Raw genomic sequence first — 22,105 nt, 5'->3', positions numbered from 1 at the left:
GCGGTCCGGTGGGGTGCCGACGCATCCGCTGACGGCATCGACTGGAACACGTCGTCAAGGTCGTCGAGAAGATGGGGTCGCCGCAACCGGGGCACGGGCGGGGTTCGCCCAAGCCGCGGGCTATCCAGTGGTCTCGTTTCTGCCGGAGATAGTCCGCTCGTCGGCAGGCGGAGGAGCAGAGGCGGTGGCGTTGGCTGGGGTGAACCCGCATTTTCTGTCCGCAGTGTTTGCAGGGGACCTTGGGCCAGTGGGCGCGCGGGTTTCGCCTGCGGTAGTCCTTCTGGCGGCAAGCCTGAGAACAGCGCAAGGCTCGGCGGCCGAGGATGCCGAGAGGAGGCATGGCCGCGCCGCATTCCAGGCAGCGCTTGGTCTCCAGGGTGGTCCGGAGGGTTTCGGCGTCCCGGCCGGTCACCACGGCTAGGCGGTCGAAGCTGGGAGGGCCTCCGTGACGGGGCGGTTCGCAGAGGTAGGTCCGCAGGTAGCGGGGTGGTAGGTGGTTGGCCTGGGCGAGGCGGACGATGAAGGCCCGAACACCCTCGCCGGCCTGGGGACGAACTTGAATGGGCAGGAGCCGGAGCCGTTCTGTCACCGAACGTCCCCAGCACTGCGGAACTTGGGTGCCTCGGCGGCGACGTCCAGGGGAACAGCTTCGAGTCCTGCTTTGGTGATGCTCTCTGAACCGTCGAGGATCGCGTCCATCGCGGCGCCCCGGACCTGGTGAGAGAGGGCACCGATCATGCCGCCGGTGCGGTCATGGAGGTAGCGATCCAGCCGGGTGAGCGTGTTGGGCTTGTGTCGCCGCAGGCAGAGGGTGTCTTCCATGGTGGCGACCAAGCCCCGCCATTCGCTGTTGTAGGGGAACGAGCGGGTGGGGATCAGGGTGAAACGGCCGGCGATCTGGGCGCCCCGTGTGCCGGTCAGCAGGGTGCTGCGCTCGATGTCGATGCCTGCGTAGATGAACGTCGCAGGGATGCGCTCGGAGAAGTACTTGAGAGTGTCGGCGACCTCGGCGCCGTGCCGGGTGGTGAGCGAGACGTTGTGTAGCTCGTCGACCAACACCATGCCGGTGCGGGCATCAGTGCAGACCCCGACCACGGCCTCGATGAGGTCGGTGATGTTCATCCGGGCCATCACTGGCAGGCCGAGAAACCTGGCGAACTCGGCTGCGATCATGCGGGGTGTCGCGGCGGGCGGGACGGTGATGTAGATGACCGGGATGCGGTCGGCTGCGGTGGGGTGGCGGGCACGGTCCAGCAGTTCGTGCGCTCTGCCGAGCTGAGTGATCGCGATGGTCTTGCCAGTGCCGGCAGCACCGGAGACGATTAGGCCCCGGCGGGCGCTGATCGCGTGCCGGTTCAGCAGGACCAGGCGGCGTCCGCAGGTCACGGTGTGCCGGATGACGGAGGTGTGGACCACCAGCAGTCTCGCGTGATGGTCCAGGCGGGCCTCGTCGAATGCGGCCTGCCCGGTCTCACCGAGGATCTCATATTCGCTGTCTGTGAGCCGGGGTGGCGCCGGCGGCGACTCTTCGATGAAACGACGCCAGCCGTCGAGGGTGGTCAGGTGCCGCTCGGTCTCTGGGAGCGGAGATGTCGTCACGGGCGCTTCCAGGGGTCTTCGAGCGGGTCGAACAAGCCGAGCGGGATGACCTCGGCCAGCGTCTCCTCGGACTCCTCCGATGTGTCTTCGCAGGAGGTGCCGGAGCTGGTGGAGGCCGGTGTGACGGGGCCGGCGGCCTTCGTGCGGGCGGCGACGCGGCGGTCGCGTTTGTTGGATCGGAGGCCGGTATCGGTCTGCGGGCCGGCGTGGGCCCGGGTGAGCAGGGCGGCGACCGCGTCGGCGATTTCCGCCTCGGTAGCGCGGGGCAGCTGGTGACTGACGTGGTCCCAGGCCAGGTCGCCGAAGGGGACAGGGACCCGGTTGAGGTATTTCCAGGTGGCCTGGACCCAGGTGTTGTCGCGGCGGTGGTCGCGTACCCAGATGCGGGAGACGTCGTAGGGGTCGCGGTGGACCTCCCATAGGCCCCGTTTCGCCCGGATGCCGGAGTCCTGGCGGCGCATCCGCCCCAGCTCCGAACTGTCGTAGGTGCGGTTCTTGATCCGGATGCCGTAGTCGTTGACCACCCGCCACTCGGCAGGCAGGAGCTCGAGGTAGTCGTCGCCGCTGAGCGCGACCGGGACATAGCCGCAGGCCTCGACCAGAGCGGCGTACTTCTCGTTCGGCGTGAACAGCCGGCCTGGATGGGTGGGGTCGCGCAGGCCGTCGTGGGGGCGGTTCTGCCAGCGCGCGACGATCCACTCGTCCAGCAGATCCTGCAACTCCAGCAGTGACCACAGACGTTCGCCCTCCAGGTGCCGTCCGCGGTGGTCGCTGTTGCGGCCGGTGTAGCCGGGCAGGAACTGGGCGAACAGCGTGGCCACCGAGCCCAGCGTTTTCTCGATGTGCCCCTTTTCGAAGGGCGAGCCCTTGTGCGTCGGCTGGAACTCGATCTCCAGAAACCGGCAGGCCGAGCGGAAGTTGCGGGAGATGAACGCCTTGCCGTGGTCGCAGACGATCATCTCCGGGACGATCACCGGTCGTGCCGCGGCGTGTTCCAGCCGTTCGTCCAGGGCCAGCAGCCGGCGGTGCGGCAGCACCGAGCGGGACATCTTCAGCGCGTCCACCCAGCCCGGCCGCATGAGTTCGGGCGTGATGGTGCGGGCCAGCAGCACGCTGGCGTCGACCGACTTCGTGGTCGGCCGCAGCACCGCCGCGGTCACCGTCCTGGTCGCGACGTCGACCATCGCGGTCAGCTCGACCTTGCCGGCGACGCCGTTGTCCAGCCGGACCAGCACGTCCAGCGGGGTGGAGTCGATCTGCATGACCTCGCCGGGGGCGAACACCGGCAGTTCGCCGTGCGGTCCTTGGGCTCCGTGGGCCCTGGACCGGCGGGTGGTGGCGGAGCCGGTGGTGTGGGTGCCCGCGGTCAGCTTCGCCAGCAGCCGGTAGAGGGTCCGCTGCGAGGGCAGCTTGACCTGCTGTCCTTCCGGGGAGGCCTTGAGGATCTCGCCGGTCCGCCAGAGCAGGAACGTGCCCGTGCGGGTCGAGGTGTCCACGGCCTCGTCGATCGCCTGCCGCATCGCGGTGACCACCGCGTCGTTCACTTCGCCGAACTGCGGCCTCTTGCGGACCGGCCGGTGGTCAGCCAGGCCGATCACCCCGTGTTCCTGGTAGCGGCGCCGGCGATGGGCGACCGTGCTGGCACTCACCCGGTGACCGGCAGCGGACAGTTCAGCCGCCTTGGCCCGCTGGCGGGCGGTCAGCGAGCGGTCCGGCCCGTATCCGGGCCGGGGCGCCGTGCCTGGCTCGGCCCCAGGCAGCAGACCGTGCAGGACCTCCAGGACGTGCCCCTCCCACCACAGAGCCTTCTCCACGACCGCCTCGGGGAAGGTCTCCAGCAGCGACGCCGGCGGCAGCGGCATCCGCATCGGCGTGTCCACGACCTTGAAGTCTTCGGCCTCGAACAACTCCAGCAATGGCACGACCCGATAAGGCCGTTCGCCATCGCTCAACGTCACCGCCAGGGCCGACACCGCGAGAACCCCGCGAAGCTGCCCGTCGAACCGGACCCGATCCCCGACCGTGACCCGGGCCGGGCGCTTCAGCCCACTCACGACGACCACCTCCCGGCCCAGACCAGGCTGTCCGTGCCCAGCAGGGCGGACTCCAGATCAGCGTTGAGGCGCCCGGACCACAGCAGATGGAACAGCACCGGCAGGACCTGCAACCGGTCGCCGACCCGCTCGGCCCCAGCCCACAACGGCAACGGCTCTGCGAACACATCCAGCAGCCGGGCCGCGACCTCTGGTGGCCGCCCCGAGCGGCGTCGCCGGTAACGGGCCAGCCAGCGGGCATTCGCCATGAACACCGGCTCCGGCGCATCCGCCCACGCGAACTCCCAGCCCACCGCCCCGCAGGCCTCGCGCGTGGCCTCGAAGGCCTCCTCGGTCCGCTCGTCCAGTCGGTCGGCGGACCGGACATCGACCACCCGGGCCCGGCCGTCGGCAAGCCGTACGAAGTAGTCAGGAGCGTGACGACGCGACTCCCGCCCGTCATGCCAATGCAGCCAGAACGGCTGCGAGGCGATCCCGACCACCTCCGGATCGCGATCCAGCAGGACCAGCCAGTTCCGCTCCAGCCACGACTCGTATCCCACGTGATCAGCCGTCGTCGCCGCGTAATACCAGCCCGGGAAGCTCTCGCCGCCCTTCGCCCAGCGGAACCGGCGAACCGGCTCAGCCTCCTCGAAGCGAACACTCCAAGCCTCTCCCAGCGGCAGCCGACGGCGACCTCCGGAACCGCAAAACTCCAGCTCAAAGGCCGATAGCGCGGAGTCGCCGTAGCGACGAGCCGGTACCCCCACCCTGCCCCCAACCACACCGGTCAAAGTTCGGTGTCAGGAACGTATCGGTGGTCAAAGTTCAGTGGCAATCGAACGAGATTCGCTGTCACAGGACAGCCGTGACCGACCTGTCGGGTATTGCTCGCCGAACAGTTCCGATATATCGTCGAGGCATCGCGACAGTTCGACGATGGAATCTCGATGGAAGGAGCGTTGCGATGCGTTCACATGGACACGAGTACGGAAACGGACACGGCCACGGTCGTGGAGGCTGCGGTCCCGGGCCTCGGGGGGAGTTCGAGGGGCGGCGTGGCGCCTTCGGGCCGTTCGGGCCCGGGTTCGGCGGCGGGCCGTGGGGCGGTGGCCCCTTCGGCGGGCGTGGCCGAGGTGGCGGCCCGGGGCGGGCGCGGCGCGGTGACGTGCGCGCCTCGATCCTGGCGCTCCTGAAAGACCGCCCGATGCACGGCTACGAGATGATCCGGGAGATCGGCGAGCGCAGCGACGGGGCGTGGAAGCCCAGTCCGGGCTCGGTCTACCCGACCCTCCAGATGCTGGAGGACGAGGGGCTGATCACCAGCGCGAGCGAGGGCGGCAAGAAGCTGTTCACGCTCACCGACACCGGGCGCGCCGAGGCCGAAGAGGGCCCCGAGGCGCCGTGGGAGGCGGCCGGGCGCGGGGTCGACTGGGACGCCCTGAACGAGGTCCGGCAGGCCGGCTTCGGTCTGATGGAGGCGTTCGGGCAGGTCTGGAAGACCGGCAGCGCCGAGCAGCGGCAGAAGGCGGTCACCGTGATCAACGAGGCCCGCAAGAAGCTGTACCTGATCCTCGCCGACGAGCACTGAGGTCGGCGGTCGGCACGAGAAGGGCCCCGCGGCCGTGGTCGCGGGGCCCTTCCCCTTGTGTGCGGGAGGCTCCCTTTGTGTGCGGGAGGCTCAGACCACCAGGCCCGCCAGCTTGCGCAGGGACTCGGTCAGCGCCGCCGTCGCCGAGTCCTTCAGCTTGCCCGCCATCAGGGAGACCGCCGCGCCGGTGAACTCGCCGTCGATCCGTACCGTCGTGGCGTCCCCCTCCGCCGCGAGCGAGTAGCGCGTGGCGACGACGACCTCCATCGGACCCTTGCCCCTGATGGCGAACGCCCGCTCGGCCTCCAGCTCCTCGACCGTCCACAGGACCTCGGCCGGGAAGCCCATCAGCTTCATGTTCTCCGTGAAGGTCGCGCCCGCCTCCAGGGCGGCCGGGCCGCCGTTCGGGAAGCTGGTGTGGGTGGCGTTCCACTCGCCGTACGAGGAGAAGTCCGTGAGCCGCGCCCAGACCTTCCCGGCCGGCGCCTCGATCCGTGCCTCCGCGCTGACTTCGGCCATGAGACCACCCCTTCACGCGTGCCAACTGGGTTCCGGTGTCGCGGAACGTAGCGGGAGGGGCGTGAACATTCAATACTGATGAACCGTCAGTTCTGCGGTCGTCGGTCCGGTGCCGTCGCCGATCCATCGGATCTCGGCCGCGTCGAAGCTGTCGGAGGCCCGTGGCGCCCCGTCCTCCTCGTGGCAGTGGAAGGCCGCCCAGAACAGATCGGCCGGCAGCGCCTCCCGGGGTGCGTACACCCGGTACACGTACTGCCGCCCGTCGCGCGCGAGCAGACCCACCATCCAGAACACGATCGGAGGACGAGCGGAGGGGGCTCTGTGGTTGCAAAGGGGGCGCGAAGCAAGGCGGCGCGCGCCTCTCGGGGGGTCACGCGCGCGATCTCATCCGTAAGGAGGAGGAATCGCGCGCCCGTGCCCAACTCCGGTGGGATGCGGACATGCTTCTCCCCGGTGATGTTCCGGCCGTCCCCGCCTGATGAGGTGGAAGAGTGCACCATCCCGTCCCGCGCCCCCAGCCGCTCCCGCCGTCCATCGCCCCGCGCGCGGAGCTCGCGCCCCTTCTGACGCCCGCGCTCGCGGCGGTCGCGCCCCTCCTCACGCCCTCGCTCGCGGCGGTCGTGTCGGGAGCGCGCCGCAGAGCGCTCAGGGACGGTGACCGCCAGATCGACACCGCCCACCTGCTGCACTCGCTCGTCGAGTCGGACCCCGAGGTCGGTGCCGCCTTCGAGGGAGGCCATCAGCTCGCCCGCGTCCTCGGTTACCTCGCCCAGCGCTCCATCGGCTACGGGCTGCGCTGGCAGCGGGCGGAGGAAGGGTCGGCGAACCGGCGCCTGCTGCCCGCCGTGCGCGAGGCCGAATCCCAGGGCGCCCGCACCTCCCCGTGGTCCCCGGCCGCTGCCGCCGCCCTGGAGGGCGCCTTCCGGCGGGCCGCCGAGCGCGGCGAGCCGCAGGCGCGCGGCGTCGACCTGCTCGTGGCCGTCGCCGCCGATCCCGAGAGCCGGGCCGTCGAGGTGCTGCGCCGCGCGGGCGTCGATCCGGCCGCGCTGACCGCCCGTGTCACCGGCCTTCCGGCCGCCCGTGACGGGGAGCCGTCTCAACAGGTGTGACGGGGGTTACGCCCCTGACCGCGTCCTGTCATGATGGCCCGATGCACGCGTCTCAGGGGAGAAGCGCCGGCCTGGGACTCGCCCTGGCCTCGGCCTTCGCATTCGGTGGTTCAGGAGTGGCGGCCAAGCCGCTCATCGAGGCGGGACTCGACCCGCTCCACGTGGTCTGGCTCCGGGTCGCCGGCGCCGCCCTCGTCATGCTGCCCGTGGCCTGGCGCCACCGGGACCTCCTGCGCCGCAAACCCCTCCTGCTCGTGGGCTTCGGCCTGCTCGCCGTCGCCGGAGTCCAGGCCTTCTACTTCGCCGCGATATCCTGCATACCCGTCGGCGTCGCCCTGCTCATCGAGTACCTCGCCCCCGCCCTCGTCCTCGGCTGGGTCCGCTTCGTCCAGCGCCGGCCCGTCACCCGCGCCGCCGCCCTCGGCGTCATCCTGGCCGCCGGCGGCCTCGCCTGCGTCGTGCAGGTCTGGTCCGGGCTGACCTTCGACCTCGTCGGGCTGCTCCTGGCCCTGGCCGCCGCCTGCTGCCAGGTCGGCTACTTCGTCCTCTCCGACCAGGGCGCCGACGAGGCCGAGCAGGCTGATCCGCTCGGTGTCATCGCGTACGGGCTGCTCATCGGCGCGCTCGTCCTCACGGCCGTGGCCCGGCCCTGGTCCATGGACTGGGGCATCCTCGGCGGGCGGGCCGACATGGACGGGACGAGCGTGCCCGCGTGGCTGCTGCTCGGCTGGATCGTGCTGATCGCCACCGTCCTCGCGTACGTCACCGGGGTCATCTCGGTGCGCCGGCTCTCCCCGCAGGTGGCGGGCGTCGTGGCCTGCCTGGAGGCGGTCATCGCGACCGTACTGGCCTGGATCCTGCTCGGCGAGCACCTGGACGCGCCGCAGATCATCGGCGGCGCGGTGGTCCTGGTCGGGGCGTTCATCGCCCAGTCCTCGACGCCGAAGGCGCCCGCGGCGGGGCCGGTGGCCGGTTCGGGTTCCGGTTCGGGGTCCGAGGCGGTCGGCGTGGGTCCTGACGCGGCCGGTGTTTCGGGCTCCGAGGCGGACGGCCTCGGTTCCGCTACCGGGGCCGATACACAGTTGTCGGCCGGGCGGACCGCCCCGTAAGGTGCCGATCATGCATGCGACCGTGCTTCCGCCTCCCGCCGCCTAGCGCGCGCGGAGACTCTCCTCGACGAAGACCGGGCTCGGACAGGCGATTCCTCGCCACCGAGCGGTTCGTCGCTGCCCGCGCGCGGAGCCCAGCGACCACCCTTCCCTCCTGTCTTCCACGGAGAACCCACGTGTCGAACTCCTCGGGATCCGCCCTGTCCGTCGGGCGGAGCCTCCTCTATCTGATCGTCGCCGGCATCGCCTGGGGCACGGCCGGCGCCGCCGCCTCGCTGATCTTCCGCGTCAGCGACATGGGCCCGCTGGCCCTCTCCTTCTGGCGCTGCGTCGGCGGCCTCGTCCTGCTCCTCGGCGCCTTGGCGCTGCGGCCCCGGCGCTCCGCCGCACGCACGGTCGGTGAGTCGCGCGGCCGCCGGACGGCACGCATCCTCGGTACGGGCATCGGACTCACCGTCTTCCAGAGCGCGTACTTCGCCGCCGTAGAGGCGACCGGCCTCGCGGTCGCCACCGTCGTCACCCTCGGGGCGGGACCCGTCCTCATCGCGATCGGCGCCCGGCTCACCATGGGGGAGCGCCTCGGCCGCGGCGGGGTCGGGGCCGTCGCCGGAGCCCTCGCCGGGCTCTTCGTCCTCGTCCTGGGCGGCGGGGCAGCGGAGGTACGGCCCCTCGGCGTCGTCCTCGCGGTGGTCTCGGCGGCCGGATACGCGGCGATCACGCTGCTCACCCGGTGGCTGGGCCGTGACGGCGGCGGTACGGACGCCCTCGCGACGACCACCTGGGCCTTCGCCATCGGGGCGGTCGGGCTGCTGCCCGCGGCGCTCGCGGAGGGGTTCGTCCCGCACACGGACGCGCCGGTGAGCGTGGTGCTGCTGCTCGTGTACGTGGCGGCGGTGCCGACCGCGCTCGCCTACGCGCTGTACTTCGCCGGGGCGGCCGTCGTCCGCGCCGCCACCGTCTCCGTGATCATGCTCCTGGAGCCGGTGAGCGCGGCCCTGATCGCGGTCTCGCTGCTCGGCGAGCGGCTCACCGCCGCGATCGTGCTCGGCACGCTGCTGCTGCTCGCGGCCGTGACGGGCCTCGCGTTCGCGGAGGCACGGACGGCGGCGGAGGCGCGCAGGCGGGAGCCGGTGACGGTGTAGGGGCAGGGGACCTTTGCCGGGGGCGGGGCGCCCTTGGGGCGGCCCCGCCCCGGCGCGGTCAGCCGTTGGCGCGGCGGCGCAGCTGGTGGGCGCGGGCGTTCAGGTCGAGCGGGCCGGCCCGCTCGGCGAGGCGCTCCGCGACGCGGTCCTGGATCTCCTGCGGCTTGTTGCCCGCGTACTTGAACTTCGCCCGTACGTCGGTCACCTCCAGGCTCAGGATCCGGATCCCCGACAGGAGCCGGCCGAACGGAGCCTCGCCCGGGGCGACGGCCGCCGTGCCGCCTTCCGGCTGGAAGTGGTCGACCTGGCGGTTCAGGAGCGCCGCCTTCTCCTCCGGATCGTCGACCACGCGCGCGGTGCAGCGCAGCTGGACGGCCGCGTAGTACGAGGTCGGGGTGCCGTGCTCGGGCGGCGCGCCCTCGGGGGCCGTCCAGTGCCCCGGTACGTAGACGTAGTCGTCGACCACGCTCAGGAGCACTGTGGGGTTCGCCTCCACGGCGCGCCAGAGCGGGTTGGGCCGCGCCAGGTGGGCCAGCGCCCTGCCGTACGGGCCGGGCTCGGAGCCGTACCGGAAGTGCATCGGCTGCACCCACGGCGGCTCGCCGGCCGGGCCGTTGACGGCGAGCTGGCCGAAGTCGTGCCGGGAGAGCCAGTCGCGCCACTCGCCCTCGTCGTGGGCGGCGTCCCAGGGGTGGATCAGCATCGTCGGTCCGTCCTTCCTCGGTCGGGGCGCGGCTCAGAGCGCGGCGAGGTAGCCGGGCAGGGCGACGGACGGGTCGAGGTCGCCGGACGGGACCGGCGTGCCGTGACCGACCTGTACGGGGATGACGCCGGCCCAGTAGGGGAGGCCGAGGTCCTCGGGGTCGTCGTTGGGGCCGCCGGTGCGTACCTTCGCCGAGACCTCGTCCAGGTCGAGCCGGATCACGGCGGTCGCGGCGAGCTCCTTGGCGTTCCCGGGGCGCGAGTCGGCGGAGCGGCCGGGGACGACGTGGTCGACGAGGGCGTCCAGGGCGGTCCGCAGCTCCTCGGGGTCCGTGACCTGGTGGGCGGTGCCGTGGACGACGACCGAGCGGTAGTTGAGCGAGTGGTGGAACGCGGAGCGGGCGAGCACGAGGCCGTCGACGTGCGTCACGGTCAGGCAGACGGGCAGACCGGGGGCCGTCACGCCGTCGCCCGCCGCGCGCAGCGGGCGCGAGCCGGTGGAGCCGTGCACGTAGAGGCGCTCGCCGACCCGGCCGAAGAGCGTCGGGAGGACGACCGGCGCGCCGTCGCGGACGAAGCCGAGGTGGCAGACGTAGGCCTCGTCGAGTATCGAGTGGACGAGTTCCTTGTCGTACGAGGCGCGCTGGCGGGAGCGGGTGGGCACCGTGCGGTCGGTCGGGGTGTAGGTGTCGCGCGGCGCGGACGTGTCGGGGGAGCTGCTCGTGTCGGCGGCGGCGCTCATTGCGTTCTCCATTGCACTAGTGCATACTCGTGTTTGTGCTAGGAGAGTATCGGATCGAAGGCCGTCGCGCATCGGACATCGCCGCCAGCGTCGAGCGGGGAGTGGGTACGGGTGCGCTCCAGCCCGGCCAACTGCTCCCGCCCATGCGAGAACTGGCCGCCACCCTCGGCGTGAACCCCAACACCGTCGCCGCCGCCTACCGCACCCTGCGTGAGCGCGGGGTCATCGAGACGGACGGCCGGCGCGGCAGCCGCGTGCGGCCGCGCCCCGCCACGACCGCGCGCGGCTCGATCCGCGTGGAGGCGCCCGCCGGGGTCCGGGACGTCAGCAACGGCAGCCCCGACCCCGCGCTCCTGCCGTCCCTCGGCGAGGCCTTCGCGGAGGTCGCCCGGCGGTACGCCGAGCAGCCCGTCCTGTACGGAGAGGCGCCCGTCGACGAGGAGTTCGGGCGCCTCGCGCGCGCCGCCTTCGACGCGGACGGGGTGCCCGCCGGGCCCGTCGGCGTCGCCTCGGGCTCCCTCGACGCCGTCGAGCGCGTGCTCGCCGCCCGCCTCAGGCCCGGCGACGCCGTCGCCGTCGAGGACCCGGGCTGGGGCAGCCTCCTCGACCTCGTGCCCGCGCTCGGACTGCGGCCCGTGCCCGTCGCCGTCGACGACGAGGGCCCCCTGCCCGAGGCCGTCGAGCGCGCCATCCGGCAGGACGGGGCGCGGGCCGTGATCGTCACCGACCGGGCCCAGAACCCGACCGGGGCCTGCGTCACCGCGTCCCGCGCGGAGGAACTGCGGCGGGTCCTCTCGGCGCACCCCGGCGTGCTCCTCGTCGAGGACGACCACGGGCACGGCATCGTCGCGCAGCCGCTCCACCCGCTGGCCGGCGTCACCGACCACTGGGTCCTCGTCCGCTCGGTCGCCAAGGCGTACGGGCCCGACCTGCGGATCGCCGCCTTCACCGGCGACGCCGAGACCGTCGACCGGATCCTCGGGCGGCAGCGGCTCGGGCCCGGCTGGGTCAGCAAACTCCTCCAGCGGACCGTCGCGCACCTGTGGGCCACGGGGGCGGTCGACCCCGCCGCCGTCGCCCGCGCGTACGGGAAGCGGCGCGACGGGCTCGTCCGGGCGCTCGCGCGGCGCGGCGTCCAAGCGCACGGGTGCGGCGGCATGAACGTCTGGGTCCCCGTCCCCGACGAGACCGGGGCGGTCACCCGGCTCCTCGCCGCCGGCTGGGCGGTCGCCCCGGGCGCCCGCTTCCGGATGGCGACGGGGCCGGCGATCCGGCTGACGGTCTCGGGGCTCACGACACCGGACGTGGAGGAGCTGGCGGGGGCGGTGGCGGGGGCGGTGGGGCCGGTCGCGGCGCGGAGCTATGGGTGAGGGTGTGTGTGGGCGGTGCCCCCGCCCGTGTGGGCAATCGTCCCGCTGGGCGGGACGGGTGGGCACACGGGACGGCGCGCTTAGCGGCGCCTCCGCGTTCCGAGCCTGGACCCGCACCACCAGGGTGCCGTCACTCGTGGTGCGGGTCAGGCGCGGGAGCCTCTGGCGCCGGCAGGGCGCGGGTCCGTTGTGCCCACCCTCCCCCAAGCTCTCGGCTTCGCTCGAGCAGGGGGGACCCCCATCGCCCCAGCGGAACGATTGCCCACAACGGGGGTGGGCGCCGCCCCAGCGGAACGTTGGGCCGCGACGCGTGAGCGCTTCGCGCGGGTTTGCGTGAGGGCCGCGCCTGCCAGGACCACGAGTGCGCCCACCGGGGTGTTCCAGGTGAGGCGCTCGTCGAGGAGCGCGACCCCCGCCGCCGTCGCGATCACCGGGATGAAGTACGTGACCATCGACGCCGTCGTCGGACCGACCTCCGCGACGACGCCGTACTGGAGCAGCATCGCGTACCCCGTGCCGAGCGCTCCGAGGGCGATCACGGAGAGGAGGGGCAGGAGGTCGATCGAAGAGGGGAGCGAGGTGAACAGGGGCGTGACCAGCGCCAGTTGCAGCGTCGCCAGGCCCACCTGGGAGCCCGCCAGGGAGAGGTTCGACGCGCCCGTGGCGCTCAGGGTCCTGCGGACGTAGATCCAGCCGACCGCGTAGCTGAACGAGGCCAGCAGGGCCAGGGCCGTGCCCGTGACGTCGAGGCCCGAGAAGCCCTGCCAGGCGCCGAGCACGGTGAGGACGCCGATGAAGCCGATGCCCAGGCCGGCCGCGCGGACCCGGGTCGGGCGGTCCTCGGAGAGCGCCACGAGCGAGAGCAGCATGCCCCACAGCGGGGTCGTCGCGTTGCAGATGCCCGCCAGGGTGGAGGGGATCGTCAGCTCCGCGTACGCGAAGAGGGAGAACGGCAGCGCGTTGAGGAGGAAGGCCGCGACCGTGAGGTGGCCCCAGACGCGGGCGCCGCGCGGCAGCCGGTCGCGCTTCACGACGATCGCGACGGCGAGCACCGCCGTACCGAACAGGAGCCGCCCGAAGGTGACCTGGAACGGCGCGAAGCCCTCCGTGCCGACCTTGATGAAGAGGAAGCTGAAGCCCCAGATGAGGGCCAGGGCGCCGAAGCGGACGCGCCAGTCGAGGAGGGGGGAGGAAGAAGGGGAGGGTGCGGGGGTGGGGCTCATGTACTCAGGGTCAGGGGAATGACGTCTTAGGACAAGCTAGATTTCCTCCACCCCTCCTCTTAGCATCGCTTACATGTTGAACCTGGAGCGCCTCCGCACCCTCGACGCCTTCGCCCGGCACGGCTCGGTCAGCGGGGCGGCCGACGGACTGCACGTCACCACCTCCGCCGTCTCCCAGCAGCTGTCCAAGCTGGAGCGCGAGGTCGGCCAGCAGCTGCTCGCCAAGAACGGCCGGGGCGTGCGGCTCACCGACGCCGGGCTGCTGCTCGCCGAGCACGCCGCCCGGATCCTGTCCCAGGTGCAGATGGCCCAGGCCGACATCGAGGCCCAGCGGGGGAGGGTGGTGGGCGAGGTGCGGCTCGCGGGCTTCCCGACGGCCGCGCGCGGACTGTTCCCGGCCGCTCTCGCCGCCCTGCGTGCCGGGCACCCCGAGCTCCGGGTCCGTACGACGGAGCTGGAGCCGGAGCCGGGCGTGCGGGCGGTCCTGCGCGGTGACGCGGACCTGGCGATCGTCCTGGACTGGAGCAACAAGCGGGCGCCCGTCCCCGGCGGCCTGGAGCGCGCCCACCTCCTGGACGACTCCGCCGATGTCGCGCTGCCGGCCGGCCACCCGCTCGCCGGGCGGGAGGCGGTGGACCTGGAGGACTTCGCCGACGAGGAGTGGGTGTCCTGGCCCGAGGGCGAGTTCTGCCACGACTGGCTGATGTTCACGCTGCGCTCGCAGGGCATCGAGCCGCGCATCGGGCACCTCGCGGGCGAGCACCACACCCAGCTGGCCCTGGTCGCGGCCGGCCTCGGGGTGTGCGTCACGCCCCGGCTCGGGCGTCCGGTGCCGGACGGGGTCGTCTTCGTTCCCGTACGGCAGAAGGTGCGGCGCCACATCTACGCCACCTGGCGCGGCGACGCGGGCCGCCGCCCCTCCGTGCGCGCGGTCGTCGCCGCGCTGCGGGCGGTGGCCGAGCCGCTGGCGAGCTGAGCCTCAGAGGTTCGCGAGCTTGCGGAAGTCCCAGGAGGCGATGGCGTCCGGGGTCAGCCGGAGCCAGGCGTGCCGGCCGTCGTGCGGCATGGAGTCCAGGCCGAAGTTCTTGGCGGCGAAGAGCTGCTCGGGCACGTCCAGTTCGGGGCAGGGCCCGCCGGTGCGGGGTGCCTCGCCGACGAAGACGGCGGTGCCCGACAGTTCGACGCCGCGCAGTTCCCCGTACTCCTCGCCGTCGTCCACCACGACCGCGATCCTCGGGTCGGCGCGCAGTTCCGCCCAGCGCCGGCTGCGGGTGATCGAGTACAGCCACAGCGAGGAGCCGTCCCAGACGAACCAGAGCGCGCTGACGTGCGGCCGGCCGTCGGCGGAGACGGTCGCGACCCGGCAGGTGCGCTGCTGCGCGAGGAAGGAGTCGAGCTCGGCCGGGGTCATCATGATCCGGCGTCCACGGCGCTGTGCGACGGTCATCGTCCGCACCCTTCTGGATTTCTGATGAGACGTCAGAAATCATGGGGGGTCCATCGCGCGCGTGCAAGGGGAGGCGGGAGAGCCATGGGTCGGAGTCCGAGAGAGCGGCTCGCGGAGCGGATCCGCCCGGACGGGGGAGTCGCCCTGCTCACCGTCGAGTGCCAGCACGGCGTCGTGGGTCCCGACAGCGCCCTGCCCGAACTGGCCGCCGCCGCCCGCACGTCGGGCGCCCTGCGGAACGTCGCCCGTCTCGTCTCCGCCGCGCACGCGGCGGACGTCCAGGTGATCCACGCCGTCGCCGAGCGGCGCCCCGACGGGCGCGGCGCCAACACCAACGCCCGGCTGTTCACGGCTGCCGCCCGGCTGCCCGTGCAGCAGCACAGCGGCAGCGCGGCCGTCCGGATCGCCGGACCGATCGAGGTCGCCGACGCGGACCTGGTGGTACGGCGCCTGCACGGGCTCTCGCCGCTCGCCGGCACCGACGTCGACGCGCTCCTGCGGAACCTCGGCTGCCGCACGCTCATCGTCACGGGGGTCTCCGCCAACGTGGCCGTGCCCAACGCGGTCTTCGACGCCGTGAACCTCGGCTACACGGTCGTCGTGCCCGGGGACGCCATCGCGGGGGTGCCGGCCGACTACACCCCCGCGATGATCTGTCACACCCTCGCGCTCGTCGCCACGATCGCCACGACCGACGACGTACTGGAGTGCTGGAAGGCCTCCAGGGGTGACGGGGGCGCCGTCACCCGGGGCTGATCTCCTCGCCCACCACCTGGATCGGCTCGGGCGGCAGCGGCGAGGGCGCCGGGCCGGCCTTCACGCTGCCGTCCGCGATGTCGAAGTGGCTCTGGTGGCACGGGCAGACGATGACGCCGTCCTTCACGCTGCTCACGGCGCAACCCTGATGCGTGCACTTCGAGGAGAAGGCCTTGAACTCGCCGGCCTTCGGCTGGGTGATCACCAGGCCCTTGTCGGCGAGGATCTTCCCGCCGCCCACCGGGATGTCCCCGGTCCGGGCGAGAGCCGTGCCCTTCGGAGCCGCGCCCTCCGACGCCGTGCCCTTGTCGTCCGCGCCGCCCCCGCAGGCGGCGAGCGCCGCCGCGAGGCCCGCGCTGCCCGCCGCCGCGACCACTGTCCGGCGTGCCACTCCGCTCATGTACTGCCCCTTCTTCCTCGGTGTACTGCAGCAGACGGTACGGCTGTGAGCTGTGTCCCGTTCACAGGATGCGTACTTCGAGAGCCTTACAGTTCTGAGTAGAGTGTCGGAACCTGGACATCCTTCGATGAAAGTGTCTAGCTTCTGTGAACTCTTCCGTGAACGCCTCGGTGAGTACGCATCACGTACGGGCCGTGCTGCTCGGCGCCGAGCGCCGCGGGGTGGCCCCGGGGCCGCTCCTCGCCCGCGCCGGACTGCCCTCCACGCTCCTGGAGGAATCCCGGGCCAGGGTCCCGGCAGAACGGTTCGGGCAGCTCGTCAGGATGCTGTGGGCCACCCTCGACGACGAGCTGATCGGCTTCGGCGGCGCGCCCAGCAAGGTCGGGACCTTCGCGATGATGGCCCATGTCGTCGTCCACGGCAGCCGGGACCTGCGCGAGGCGCTCCGGCGCGCGCAGACCTTCTACTCCCTCTTCCCGGCCGGCCCGCGCTTCCGGCTCGTGGAGCCCGGCACCGGCGGACTCGACGAGGCGCGGATGGAGTTCGACGTCTCCGGGTACGACGACCCCCTCCACTTCGGCGCCGAGTCCACCGTCCTGGTCGCGCACCGATTCGCCGGCTGGCTCGTGCGGCGCCGGATCGGCCTGCGGCGGGTCGAGTTCGTCCATCCCGAACCCCGGCACGCGCGCGAGTACGCCCTGCTCTTCGGCGCGCCCTGCGTCTTCGGGGCGGGACGCACGGCGGCCGTCTTCGACAGGGCCGACCTCGACGAACCCGTCCTGCGGGACGCGGCCGCGCTCAAGGCCTTCCTGCGCCGCGCGCCGGTCGACGTGCTGGTCTGCGGCGACTACGGCAGTACGGCGACCGGCCGGGTGCGGCACCTGATCGGCCGGGCGCTGCCCGCCGGGCCGGTGCCGACGCCCGAGCAGCTCGCCGACCGGCTGTCCGTCAGCCCGCAGACCCTGCGGCGGCAACTGGCCGCCGAGGGGACGACGTACCAGCGGATCCGCGACCAGGTGCGGCGTGACCACGCCATCGCCGAGCTGACCGGCGGCCGGGTCTCGATCGAGCGGCTCTCGCGGCAGCTCGGCTTCTCCGAACCCAGCGCCTTCCACCGGGCGTTCCGGCGCTGGACCGGCGAGACGCCCCGGTCTTATCAGACGCGCGGTCAACAACCCTGAGCGGTACGGTCACAGCCGCCGTCCGCCGCCCGGCCTACCTTCCCGCCATGACCGAAATCGACCGGTCCGGTGGCGCCTGGCCGCCGGACCCCACCCGACGCCGATGAACGCGCGCCGGGCGGCCGGTGCCGTCCTCGGGACCGGCGTCCTGATCTGCCTCCTCGCCGGGGTCGCCGTCACGGCCCTCGGCGTCCGCGTCGACGGCACCAGCATGACCCCCACCCTCCATCAGGGCGACCGGATCCTCGTCGCCCCGGGCTCGGCCGGTGAGGCGCACCGGTTCGACGTGGTGCTGCTGCGGGCCACCGGGAAGGACGCCCTCCTCGTCAAGCGGGTGATCGCCCTGCCCGGCGACCGGGTGGGGATCGTCTCCACACCGGACGAGCCCTTCCAAGTCCTCCTGCAGGAGCGGGGACAGGGCCCGGTGCGCCGGGTGGTGGCGCCCTCGTGGGCGGCGCAGGCCCACCGTACGAGCGCCTGCTGCGGGCCCGACGGCACCCGGTCGGCGCGGCCCGAGCTGCGGACCGTGCCCGAGGGCGCCTTCTTCTACCTGGGCGACAACCCCGACCTGTCCGACGACTCGCGGGCCTACGGCTGGGGCGCGCTCGACCGGATCGAGGGCCGGGTCGGCGTCCGGGCCTTCCCCGTCTCGGCGTCACCGGACATCGGCAACCGGCCGGTCCTTGAGGAGTACCGCGGGCAGGGTCCCTGAGTCCTACCGGGGCAGCTGTTTCCGGCCCGTGCTCAGAGCCACCCGGACCACGGTGTCCGCGATGCGGCGGGCCGACTCCTCGGGGGAGGCGGTGGCCTGGACGATGTGACTTGCGGTCAGCCGGACCGCCGCGTCCACGGCCAGTTCGCGCGCGACCGGGTCGATGGTGGGCCAGGCCTCCGTGGCGTACGCGTCGCACATCGCCGTCGCCGTGTCGAAGGCCGCCGTGGACCGGGTCGTGAGGTACGAGAGGAGTCCGTCCTCGCCGGTGCTGGTCAGCATGGCCTTGATCAGCGGATTCCGGCCGGCCAGCGTGAGCGTGGAGCCGACGGCGGCCTCGACCGCCGCGCGCAGGTCGTCCCGGTGCGCGTCCAGGCCCTGCTGGATGCCGACCAGGCAGCGCTCCAGCTCGCGCTGGAACAGGGCTTCGCCGACGGCCTCCTTGGAGGGGAACTCCGCGTACAGCGTCTGCCGGCTGACGCCGACGGCGCTCGCCAGGTGCGCCATGCGCAGCTTGTCGAAGCCGCGGTCCGCGACCGCCTCGTACGCGGCGTCGAGCAGGCGCTCGCGCAGCAGTGTCCGGACCGTCTCCCTGAACCGTGGCATCGGCCAAGCCTAGACCAGCAGTAAAACTCCCCAGGATTGTCAGAGGTGTTGACACTTCTCGATGAAGTGTCCAATTCTCGAACAGGTAGCCGCGAAGTGTCATTCGGCCAGTGCGGCACGACGGTTGGAGATCACATGCAGCACGAGACCAGAGGCGTCACCCGCTGGCGCAGATCGGCGTTCCTCGCCGTTCCCGCGACGGCCGCCATCGCCGCCATGGCGACGGCCATGGTGCAGGGCGCGCTCGCCGCGAACCTCTCGCTCACGAGCGTCCCCTTCACCCTCAGCTCCAAGACGGTCGCCGCGCCGCAGGGCATCGGCGCGGTCATGCACACCATCGACGCCGGCGGGGCCAAGGGCGCCGCCGAGGTCGGCATCGCCAAGGCGGGCCTGGACGGCATCTGCGTCCACGCCACCCAGTCCGTCAACCTCCCGGTGATCGGCACCCTCGGCACCTGGTCGCTCAACATCTCCTCGCCCGCCGCGGCCACCCCGCTCACCAGCGACCAGCTCGTCGCCGGTGCCGGGCTCCAGGCCAACAAGCTCGTCCTGGACGCCCAGGCGGTCAAGGCGGCCACGGCCACGCTCAACGCCAGCGACACCACCCCGAACGTCATCGGCGCGGCCGCCGACGGCGCCGGGATCAAGAGCACCGGCATCAACGACGGCACGCCGGGCCAGTTCGGCCTCGACGCCACCGGCGGCCGGACCGACATCAAGAACCTGAACGCCGACGCCAACGGCGCCACCATCGCCGGTGCGATCACCCTGCCGGACCTCGCGATCGGCATCGCCCAGGGCGACAAGACCTGCGGCGCCTGACCGCACGCACCACCCCGGGGCTCCGCGTCCTCCGTACGGCGCGGGGCCCCGACCCTCCCACCCCGACCCACCGCTGCGAGGCCTCCATGACCACCGATCAGCCGCCCGAGCCGACCGACGTGCCCATCCAGGGCGGGCCCCGCCGCGCCTTCCGCCGCTGGCGCCGCACCCGGCCCTTCTGGGCGGCCGTCTGGACCGGACTCGGCGGCTTCGTCATCTTCTTCCTGCCGATGGCGCCGCTCGGCAAGATCCTCCAGGTCGGCGTCGGAGGCATCGCGGGCATGGCCGGCGGGGTCGTCCTCATGGCGATGGCCCTGCTCATCCTGCTGCTGCCCGGACAGCGCCACACCGCGGGCGTCATCGCGGTGATCGCGGGAGTCGCCTCCTTCCCGCTGTCCAACCTCGGCGGCCTGTTCGCCGGGATGTTCCTCTCGGTCCTCGGCGGCTCCATGGCCTTCGCCTGGCTCCCCGAGAAGCCGGCCAAACGGCGCTTCCCGCGCCGTACCTCTCCGTCCGTCCCGGCCGGGAGCGGATCCGCATGAGCGACCTCCTCTCCGGGGCCCGCGGCGCCGCCACCGGCTGGAACGCCCGGATGCTCGCCCAGGCCGCCGACGGCAGCCGCCGCGGCACCCGCTGGGGGCGCGGCGCGTTCGCCCTCGTGCCCTCGGCCCTCGCCATCGGCTTCCTCGGCACCGCCCTCGCGCAGGGCGCGCTCGCCGCCAACTTCAGCGTCACCGGGCAGCCCTTCACCCTGACCTCCAACGGGGTCGAGGGCAGCGGCTTCGGCGCCATCGTCAACACCCCCGCCGTCGGGCGCCCCGACGGCACCACGACCACCACCACCGCGATGGCGCGCGTCGGCTTCGCCAGCGCCCATCTCGCCGGACTGTGCGGCATCGTCCACCAGACGATCGCCGGAGTCCCGTACTCGCTGCTCCTGACGGGCGGCCAGACGGTGACGGCGACCCCGCCCGCCGCCTTCACCACCGACATCGACGCCTCGAACCTCTACATCCAGGCCACCGAACTCCAGGCGTACGGGCCCACCACCCTCCAGAACGCGGTCCTCGGTCAGGCCGCCGACCAGGTCACCGTCGCCGGCAAGCCCCTCACCGGCGCCCTGCCCGGCGGCTTCGGCCTCGGCTCGGCCGGCGGCGAGGGAGGCAGCTCCATCGCGCTGCACGGACTGAACGCCACCGCGTACGACGCCGAGATGGCCGGGGCGCTCGTGCTGCCCGACCTGAAGATCAGGGTCGTCGCGGGATCGGCGAGCGCATGCTGAGCCGGGCGCGGGCCGCGTACGCCTGGTTCCGCGCCTTCCGCCGCACCCGGCCGTTCTGGGGCGGAGTCTGGCTGGTCGCCGGCGGCTGGACCGTCCTCAAGTTCTCCCTCAGCTCCCTCCAGTTGATCGTCAGCACCGGTTTCGGGGGAGTGGCCGGCTACCTCGTCGGCGGCGGGATGATCCTGTGCGGGCTCATCCCGCTCGCGCTGCCCGCCCAGCGGTACACCTTCGGGCTCATCGGCGCGGTCCTCGCCGTCGTCTCGCTCGTCGTCTCCAACCTGGGCGGCTTCCTGCTCGGGATGGTCCTCGGCGTCCTCGGCGGCTCCATGATGGTCGGCTGGGGCGTCAAACGCCCCCGCCGGCGGGCGGTGGAAGGATGACGGCCGGGGCGCGCGTCGCCCCGCGCAAGGCCCTCGCCGTGACCGCCGCCCTGGTCCTGGCGGTCGCCACCGCCGTGTGGTCCGGGCAGCCGAGCAGCGCCTCCGCCGGGAGCGCGGCGGTCGATCCGCTCGGCGTGCCCTTCCTGCCCTCCCCGGACCCGCTGCACGTCACCATCGCCAGCATGGTCGCCGTCTCGATGACGGTCGACAAGAACGTCGCCATCCGGCTCTCCGACGGCTCGACGCGCACCACCACCCAGTACACCTTCACCAAGCTCCAGGTCCGCTCCCACATGAACGTCGTCCAGAAGGCAGCCGGGCACACCGTCACCATCGACGTGCCCGCCGAGGGCTCGCTCGGCGGCTACGACAGCGCGGGCAGGGCCGAGACGACGACCATGTGGGGGAACATCACCAACGTCTGCGTCCGCGTCCTCGTCAAGATCTGCGGCGTGCAGGGACTGCTCGACTTCTTCGGCTCCCTCATCCCGCTCACCGCCGGAGCCGAGGACTTCACCGGCGACATCTACGCGATCCGTACGGTCGACGACCACGCGGCCCTCAACTCCACCGACAACCCCGTCCACCTCCCCGGCACCATCACGGTGACCACACCATGAGGACCCGGGAGGAAGGCCGCACCCACTGGCGCCGGTCCCTCGCCGTCGCCCTGCCCGCGCTCCTCGCCGCCGGCGGCCTCGGCTCCGCGATGGCGACGGGAGCGCTGGCCGTCGGCCTCCGCATCCAGGACCGGCCCGTCGACTTCACCACCAGCAGCCTGTACGGGACGCAGTACGGCGCCGCCGTCGTCGACCAGGCCGTCGGGCGCCCCGACGGCACCACCGGCAGCGAGCGCGTGCTCCGCATGGGCTTCGCGGACGGCGTCATCAACGGCCTGTGCCTGAGCCGGCGGCAGCAGATCGCGGGAGCCACGTACACCCTGCTGCTCACCCTCGGCGACGACGACCCGGGCAGCTGGGAGATCAGGACGAAGAACACCGTCCTCGACCTGCGCACGGCCACCGGCGTCCTCGACATGGACGGCATCGTCGACCTCAACGTCAACGGCGCCGACGTGAAGACCGTCAAGGACGCCACCGGCGCGTACGTCACCAACCCGCTGGACAGCCCGCAGCACCGCTTCGGCATCCAGGCGCGCTACGCCAAGTTCGACCGGATCACCGGCACCGCGCAGGACTTCCAGATCCCGGGCCTCCTCACGACCCCGAAGCTCTCGCTGTCCGTACGCCCCGGCACGGTCGCCTGCCCCGCCCCGGCGGCCCCCACGGGCACGCCCGGCACGCCCTGACCGCGGCCGGCGGTGCTCGACGGCGGTGTCACTCCGGATCGTTCCGGATGCCGTCCCCGGTTCTCTCGCCA

The 22,105-nt window shown here is 72.6% G+C and carries 26 protein-coding genes; 15 read left to right on the top strand and 11 right to left on the bottom strand.

From position 1 onward, the window contains the following. Positions 1–585 precede the first annotated feature (585 nt). From ACZ7HT_RS11250 to ACZ7HT_RS11240, 3 genes are read right to left on the bottom strand one after another with little or no spacing between them, the layout of a single operon-like run. On the bottom strand, positions 586–1,599 hold the full coding sequence (locus ACZ7HT_RS11250) for a TniB family NTP-binding protein (protein ID WP_471163021.1): 1,014 nt from the start codon (positions 1,597–1,599) through the stop codon (positions 586–588). Next, complete coding sequence (locus ACZ7HT_RS11245) at positions 1,596–3,653, bottom strand: Mu transposase C-terminal domain-containing protein (RefSeq protein WP_471163019.1); 2,058 nt, start codon at positions 3,651–3,653, stop codon at positions 1,596–1,598. The genes ACZ7HT_RS11250 and ACZ7HT_RS11245 overlap by 4 nt, the downstream gene beginning before the upstream one ends. After that, a complete protein-coding gene (locus tag ACZ7HT_RS11240) occupies positions 3,650–4,402 on the bottom strand; it encodes a TnsA-like heteromeric transposase endonuclease subunit (protein ID WP_471163016.1) in 753 nt (250 codons plus the stop codon). Before ACZ7HT_RS11240 ends, ACZ7HT_RS11245 begins: the two co-directional genes overlap by 4 nt. Before the next feature lie 197 nt (positions 4,403–4,599). On the opposite strand from ACZ7HT_RS11240, the gene ACZ7HT_RS11235 reads away from it, so the two are divergent. Then, on the top strand, positions 4,600–5,223 hold the full coding sequence (locus ACZ7HT_RS11235; RefSeq protein WP_471163014.1) for a PadR family transcriptional regulator: 624 nt from the start codon (positions 4,600–4,602) through the stop codon (positions 5,221–5,223). Positions 5,224–5,313: 90 nt separating this feature from the next. On the opposite strand, the gene ACZ7HT_RS11230 is transcribed toward ACZ7HT_RS11235, so the two are convergent. Beyond that, complete coding sequence (locus ACZ7HT_RS11230; protein WP_471163011.1) at positions 5,314–5,742, bottom strand: type II toxin-antitoxin system Rv0910 family toxin; 429 nt, start codon at positions 5,740–5,742, stop codon at positions 5,314–5,316. Positions 5,743–5,811: 69 nt separating this feature from the next. Continuing rightward, entirely contained in the window at positions 5,812–6,036 is a 225-nt protein-coding gene (locus ACZ7HT_RS11225) for a hypothetical protein (protein WP_471163008.1), read from the bottom strand. 197 nt (positions 6,037–6,233) lie between these two features. Between ACZ7HT_RS11225 and ACZ7HT_RS11220 the strand changes: the two genes are divergently transcribed. The 3 genes from ACZ7HT_RS11220 to ACZ7HT_RS11210 all read left to right on the top strand — a co-directional run bounded on the left by ACZ7HT_RS11220 (position 6,234) and on the right by ACZ7HT_RS11210 (position 9,102). Continuing rightward, entirely contained in the window at positions 6,234–6,851 is a 618-nt protein-coding gene (locus tag ACZ7HT_RS11220) for a Clp protease N-terminal domain-containing protein (protein WP_471163005.1), read from the top strand. A gap of 41 nt (positions 6,852–6,892) precedes the next feature. Further along, the gene (locus ACZ7HT_RS11215) at positions 6,893–7,960 is read left to right on the top strand and encodes an EamA family transporter (RefSeq protein WP_471163003.1); all 1,068 of its coding nucleotides are present in this window, start codon (positions 6,893–6,895) and stop codon (positions 7,958–7,960) included. Between the two features lie 176 nt (positions 7,961–8,136). After that, positions 8,137–9,102: a DMT family transporter gene (locus tag ACZ7HT_RS11210; protein ID WP_471163000.1), complete on the top strand. Its 966-nt coding sequence runs from the start codon at positions 8,137–8,139 to the stop codon at positions 9,100–9,102. Between the two features lie 58 nt (positions 9,103–9,160). On the opposite strand, the gene ACZ7HT_RS11205 is transcribed toward ACZ7HT_RS11210, so the two are convergent. Together ACZ7HT_RS11205 and ACZ7HT_RS11200 are read right to left on the bottom strand one after the other, a co-directional pair. Next, the gene (locus ACZ7HT_RS11205; RefSeq protein WP_471162997.1) at positions 9,161–9,805 is read right to left on the bottom strand and encodes an FMN-binding negative transcriptional regulator; all 645 of its coding nucleotides are present in this window, start codon (positions 9,803–9,805) and stop codon (positions 9,161–9,163) included. 33 nt (positions 9,806–9,838) lie between these two features. Beyond that, a complete protein-coding gene (locus ACZ7HT_RS11200; protein ID WP_471162994.1) occupies positions 9,839–10,546 on the bottom strand; it encodes a pyridoxamine 5'-phosphate oxidase family protein in 708 nt (235 codons plus the stop codon). A gap of 35 nt (positions 10,547–10,581) precedes the next feature. On the opposite strand from ACZ7HT_RS11200, the gene ACZ7HT_RS11195 reads away from it, so the two are divergent. Beyond that, positions 10,582–11,916 (top strand): aminotransferase class I/II-fold pyridoxal phosphate-dependent enzyme, encoded by a 1,335-nt coding sequence (locus ACZ7HT_RS11195; protein WP_471162991.1) that lies wholly within the window; start codon positions 10,582–10,584, stop codon positions 11,914–11,916. 146 nt (positions 11,917–12,062) lie between these two features. On the opposite strand, the gene ACZ7HT_RS11190 is transcribed toward ACZ7HT_RS11195, so the two are convergent. After that, on the bottom strand, positions 12,063–13,139 hold the full coding sequence (locus tag ACZ7HT_RS11190) for a DMT family transporter (protein ID WP_471162988.1): 1,077 nt from the start codon (positions 13,137–13,139) through the stop codon (positions 12,063–12,065). A gap of 73 nt (positions 13,140–13,212) precedes the next feature. Here ACZ7HT_RS11190 and ACZ7HT_RS11185 point away from each other — a divergent pair, with 73 nt between their 5' ends. Then, on the top strand, positions 13,213–14,115 hold the full coding sequence (locus tag ACZ7HT_RS11185) for a LysR family transcriptional regulator (RefSeq protein ID WP_471162985.1): 903 nt from the start codon (positions 13,213–13,215) through the stop codon (positions 14,113–14,115). 3 nt (positions 14,116–14,118) lie between these two features. On the opposite strand, the gene ACZ7HT_RS11180 is transcribed toward ACZ7HT_RS11185, so the two are convergent. After that, positions 14,119–14,586 (bottom strand): pyridoxamine 5'-phosphate oxidase family protein, encoded by a 468-nt coding sequence (locus ACZ7HT_RS11180; protein ID WP_471162982.1) that lies wholly within the window; start codon positions 14,584–14,586, stop codon positions 14,119–14,121. Positions 14,587–14,670: 84 nt separating this feature from the next. Here ACZ7HT_RS11180 and ACZ7HT_RS11175 point away from each other — a divergent pair, with 84 nt between their 5' ends. Continuing rightward, positions 14,671–15,342 carry a cysteine hydrolase family protein gene (locus tag ACZ7HT_RS11175; RefSeq protein ID WP_471162979.1) on the top strand — a complete coding sequence of 224 codons (672 nt, stop codon included), beginning with the start codon at positions 14,671–14,673 and terminating at the stop codon, positions 15,340–15,342. On the opposite strand, the gene ACZ7HT_RS11170 is transcribed toward ACZ7HT_RS11175, so the two are convergent. Then, a complete protein-coding gene (locus ACZ7HT_RS11170; RefSeq protein ID WP_471162977.1) occupies positions 15,329–15,742 on the bottom strand; it encodes a Rieske (2Fe-2S) protein in 414 nt (137 codons plus the stop codon). The genes ACZ7HT_RS11175 and ACZ7HT_RS11170 overlap by 14 nt on opposite strands. A 170-nt stretch (positions 15,743–15,912) precedes the next feature. Here ACZ7HT_RS11170 and ACZ7HT_RS11165 point away from each other — a divergent pair, with 170 nt between their 5' ends. Further along, positions 15,913–16,923, top strand: a complete 1,011-nt coding sequence (locus tag ACZ7HT_RS11165) for an AraC family transcriptional regulator (RefSeq protein WP_471162975.1) — start codon at positions 15,913–15,915, stop codon at positions 16,921–16,923. Positions 16,924–17,026: 103 nt separating this feature from the next. Continuing rightward, positions 17,027–17,635: a signal peptidase I gene (gene lepB, locus ACZ7HT_RS11160; RefSeq protein ID WP_471162973.1), complete on the top strand. Its 609-nt coding sequence runs from the start codon at positions 17,027–17,029 to the stop codon at positions 17,633–17,635. Between the two features lie 3 nt (positions 17,636–17,638). Here lepB and ACZ7HT_RS11155 read toward each other — a convergent pair whose 3' ends face one another. Continuing rightward, positions 17,639–18,241, bottom strand: a complete 603-nt coding sequence (locus ACZ7HT_RS11155; RefSeq protein WP_471162970.1) for a TetR/AcrR family transcriptional regulator — start codon at positions 18,239–18,241, stop codon at positions 17,639–17,641. A gap of 135 nt (positions 18,242–18,376) precedes the next feature. On the opposite strand from ACZ7HT_RS11155, the gene ACZ7HT_RS11150 reads away from it, so the two are divergent. The 6 genes from ACZ7HT_RS11150 (at position 18,377) to ACZ7HT_RS11125 (ending at position 22,034) form a co-directional block, all read left to right on the top strand. Next, positions 18,377–19,063 carry a DUF6230 family protein gene (locus ACZ7HT_RS11150; protein ID WP_471162967.1) on the top strand — a complete coding sequence of 229 codons (687 nt, stop codon included), beginning with the start codon at positions 18,377–18,379 and terminating at the stop codon, positions 19,061–19,063. A gap of 86 nt (positions 19,064–19,149) precedes the next feature. Continuing rightward, positions 19,150–19,605, top strand: a complete 456-nt coding sequence (locus ACZ7HT_RS11145) for a DUF6114 domain-containing protein (protein WP_471162965.1) — start codon at positions 19,150–19,152, stop codon at positions 19,603–19,605. Then, a complete protein-coding gene (locus ACZ7HT_RS11140) occupies positions 19,602–20,345 on the top strand; it encodes a DUF6230 family protein (RefSeq protein ID WP_471162962.1) in 744 nt (247 codons plus the stop codon). Before ACZ7HT_RS11145 ends, ACZ7HT_RS11140 begins: the two co-directional genes overlap by 4 nt. Beyond that, entirely contained in the window at positions 20,339–20,725 is a 387-nt protein-coding gene (locus tag ACZ7HT_RS11135) for a DUF6114 domain-containing protein (protein WP_471162959.1), read from the top strand. Before ACZ7HT_RS11140 ends, ACZ7HT_RS11135 begins: the two co-directional genes overlap by 7 nt. Beyond that, entirely contained in the window at positions 20,722–21,345 is a 624-nt protein-coding gene (locus tag ACZ7HT_RS11130) for a hypothetical protein (protein WP_471162957.1), read from the top strand. Before ACZ7HT_RS11135 ends, ACZ7HT_RS11130 begins: the two co-directional genes overlap by 4 nt. Further along, positions 21,342–22,034 (top strand): DUF6230 family protein, encoded by a 693-nt coding sequence (locus ACZ7HT_RS11125; RefSeq protein ID WP_471162954.1) that lies wholly within the window; start codon positions 21,342–21,344, stop codon positions 22,032–22,034. The genes ACZ7HT_RS11130 and ACZ7HT_RS11125 overlap by 4 nt, the downstream gene beginning before the upstream one ends. The last annotated feature ends 71 nt before the right edge of the window (positions 22,035–22,105 follow it).

The organism is Streptomyces sp. NPDC037410, from assembly GCF_055602235.1.
The sequence above is the reverse complement of the archived record's forward strand: the minus strand, read 5'-3'. Positions and strand labels throughout refer to the sequence as shown.

Coding starts and splice junctions, on each gene's coding strand:
- ACZ7HT_RS11155 (WP_471162970.1), bottom strand. CDS start 18,241: ATGCCACGGTTCAGGGAGACGGTCCGGACACTGCTGCGCGAGCGCCTG.
- ACZ7HT_RS11125 (WP_471162954.1), top strand. CDS start 21,342: ATGAGGACCCGGGAGGAAGGCCGCACCCACTGGCGCCGGTCCCTCGCC.
- ACZ7HT_RS11180 (WP_471162982.1), bottom strand. CDS start 14,586: ATGACCGTCGCACAGCGCCGTGGACGCCGGATCATGATGACCCCGGCC.
- ACZ7HT_RS11205 (WP_471162997.1), bottom strand. CDS start 9,805: ATGCTGATCCACCCCTGGGACGCCGCCCACGACGAGGGCGAGTGGCGC.
- ACZ7HT_RS11200 (WP_471162994.1), bottom strand. CDS start 10,546: ATGAGCGCCGCCGCCGACACGAGCAGCTCCCCCGACACGTCCGCGCCG.
- ACZ7HT_RS11140 (WP_471162962.1), top strand. CDS start 19,602: ATGAGCGACCTCCTCTCCGGGGCCCGCGGCGCCGCCACCGGCTGGAAC.
- ACZ7HT_RS11185 (WP_471162985.1), top strand. CDS start 13,213: ATGTTGAACCTGGAGCGCCTCCGCACCCTCGACGCCTTCGCCCGGCAC.
- ACZ7HT_RS11215 (WP_471163003.1), top strand. CDS start 6,893: ATGCACGCGTCTCAGGGGAGAAGCGCCGGCCTGGGACTCGCCCTGGCC.
- ACZ7HT_RS11175 (WP_471162979.1), top strand. CDS start 14,671: ATGGGTCGGAGTCCGAGAGAGCGGCTCGCGGAGCGGATCCGCCCGGAC.
- ACZ7HT_RS11235 (WP_471163014.1), top strand. CDS start 4,600: ATGCGTTCACATGGACACGAGTACGGAAACGGACACGGCCACGGTCGT.
- ACZ7HT_RS11170 (WP_471162977.1), bottom strand. CDS start 15,742: ATGAGCGGAGTGGCACGCCGGACAGTGGTCGCGGCGGCGGGCAGCGCG.
- ACZ7HT_RS11135 (WP_471162959.1), top strand. CDS start 20,339: ATGCTGAGCCGGGCGCGGGCCGCGTACGCCTGGTTCCGCGCCTTCCGC.
- lepB (WP_471162973.1), top strand. CDS start 17,027: ATGAACGCGCGCCGGGCGGCCGGTGCCGTCCTCGGGACCGGCGTCCTG.
- ACZ7HT_RS11145 (WP_471162965.1), top strand. CDS start 19,150: ATGACCACCGATCAGCCGCCCGAGCCGACCGACGTGCCCATCCAGGGC.
- ACZ7HT_RS11190 (WP_471162988.1), bottom strand. CDS start 13,139: ATGAGCCCCACCCCCGCACCCTCCCCTTCTTCCTCCCCCCTCCTCGAC.
- ACZ7HT_RS11230 (WP_471163011.1), bottom strand. CDS start 5,742: ATGGCCGAAGTCAGCGCGGAGGCACGGATCGAGGCGCCGGCCGGGAAG.
- ACZ7HT_RS11130 (WP_471162957.1), top strand. CDS start 20,722: ATGACGGCCGGGGCGCGCGTCGCCCCGCGCAAGGCCCTCGCCGTGACC.
- ACZ7HT_RS11150 (WP_471162967.1), top strand. CDS start 18,377: ATGCAGCACGAGACCAGAGGCGTCACCCGCTGGCGCAGATCGGCGTTC.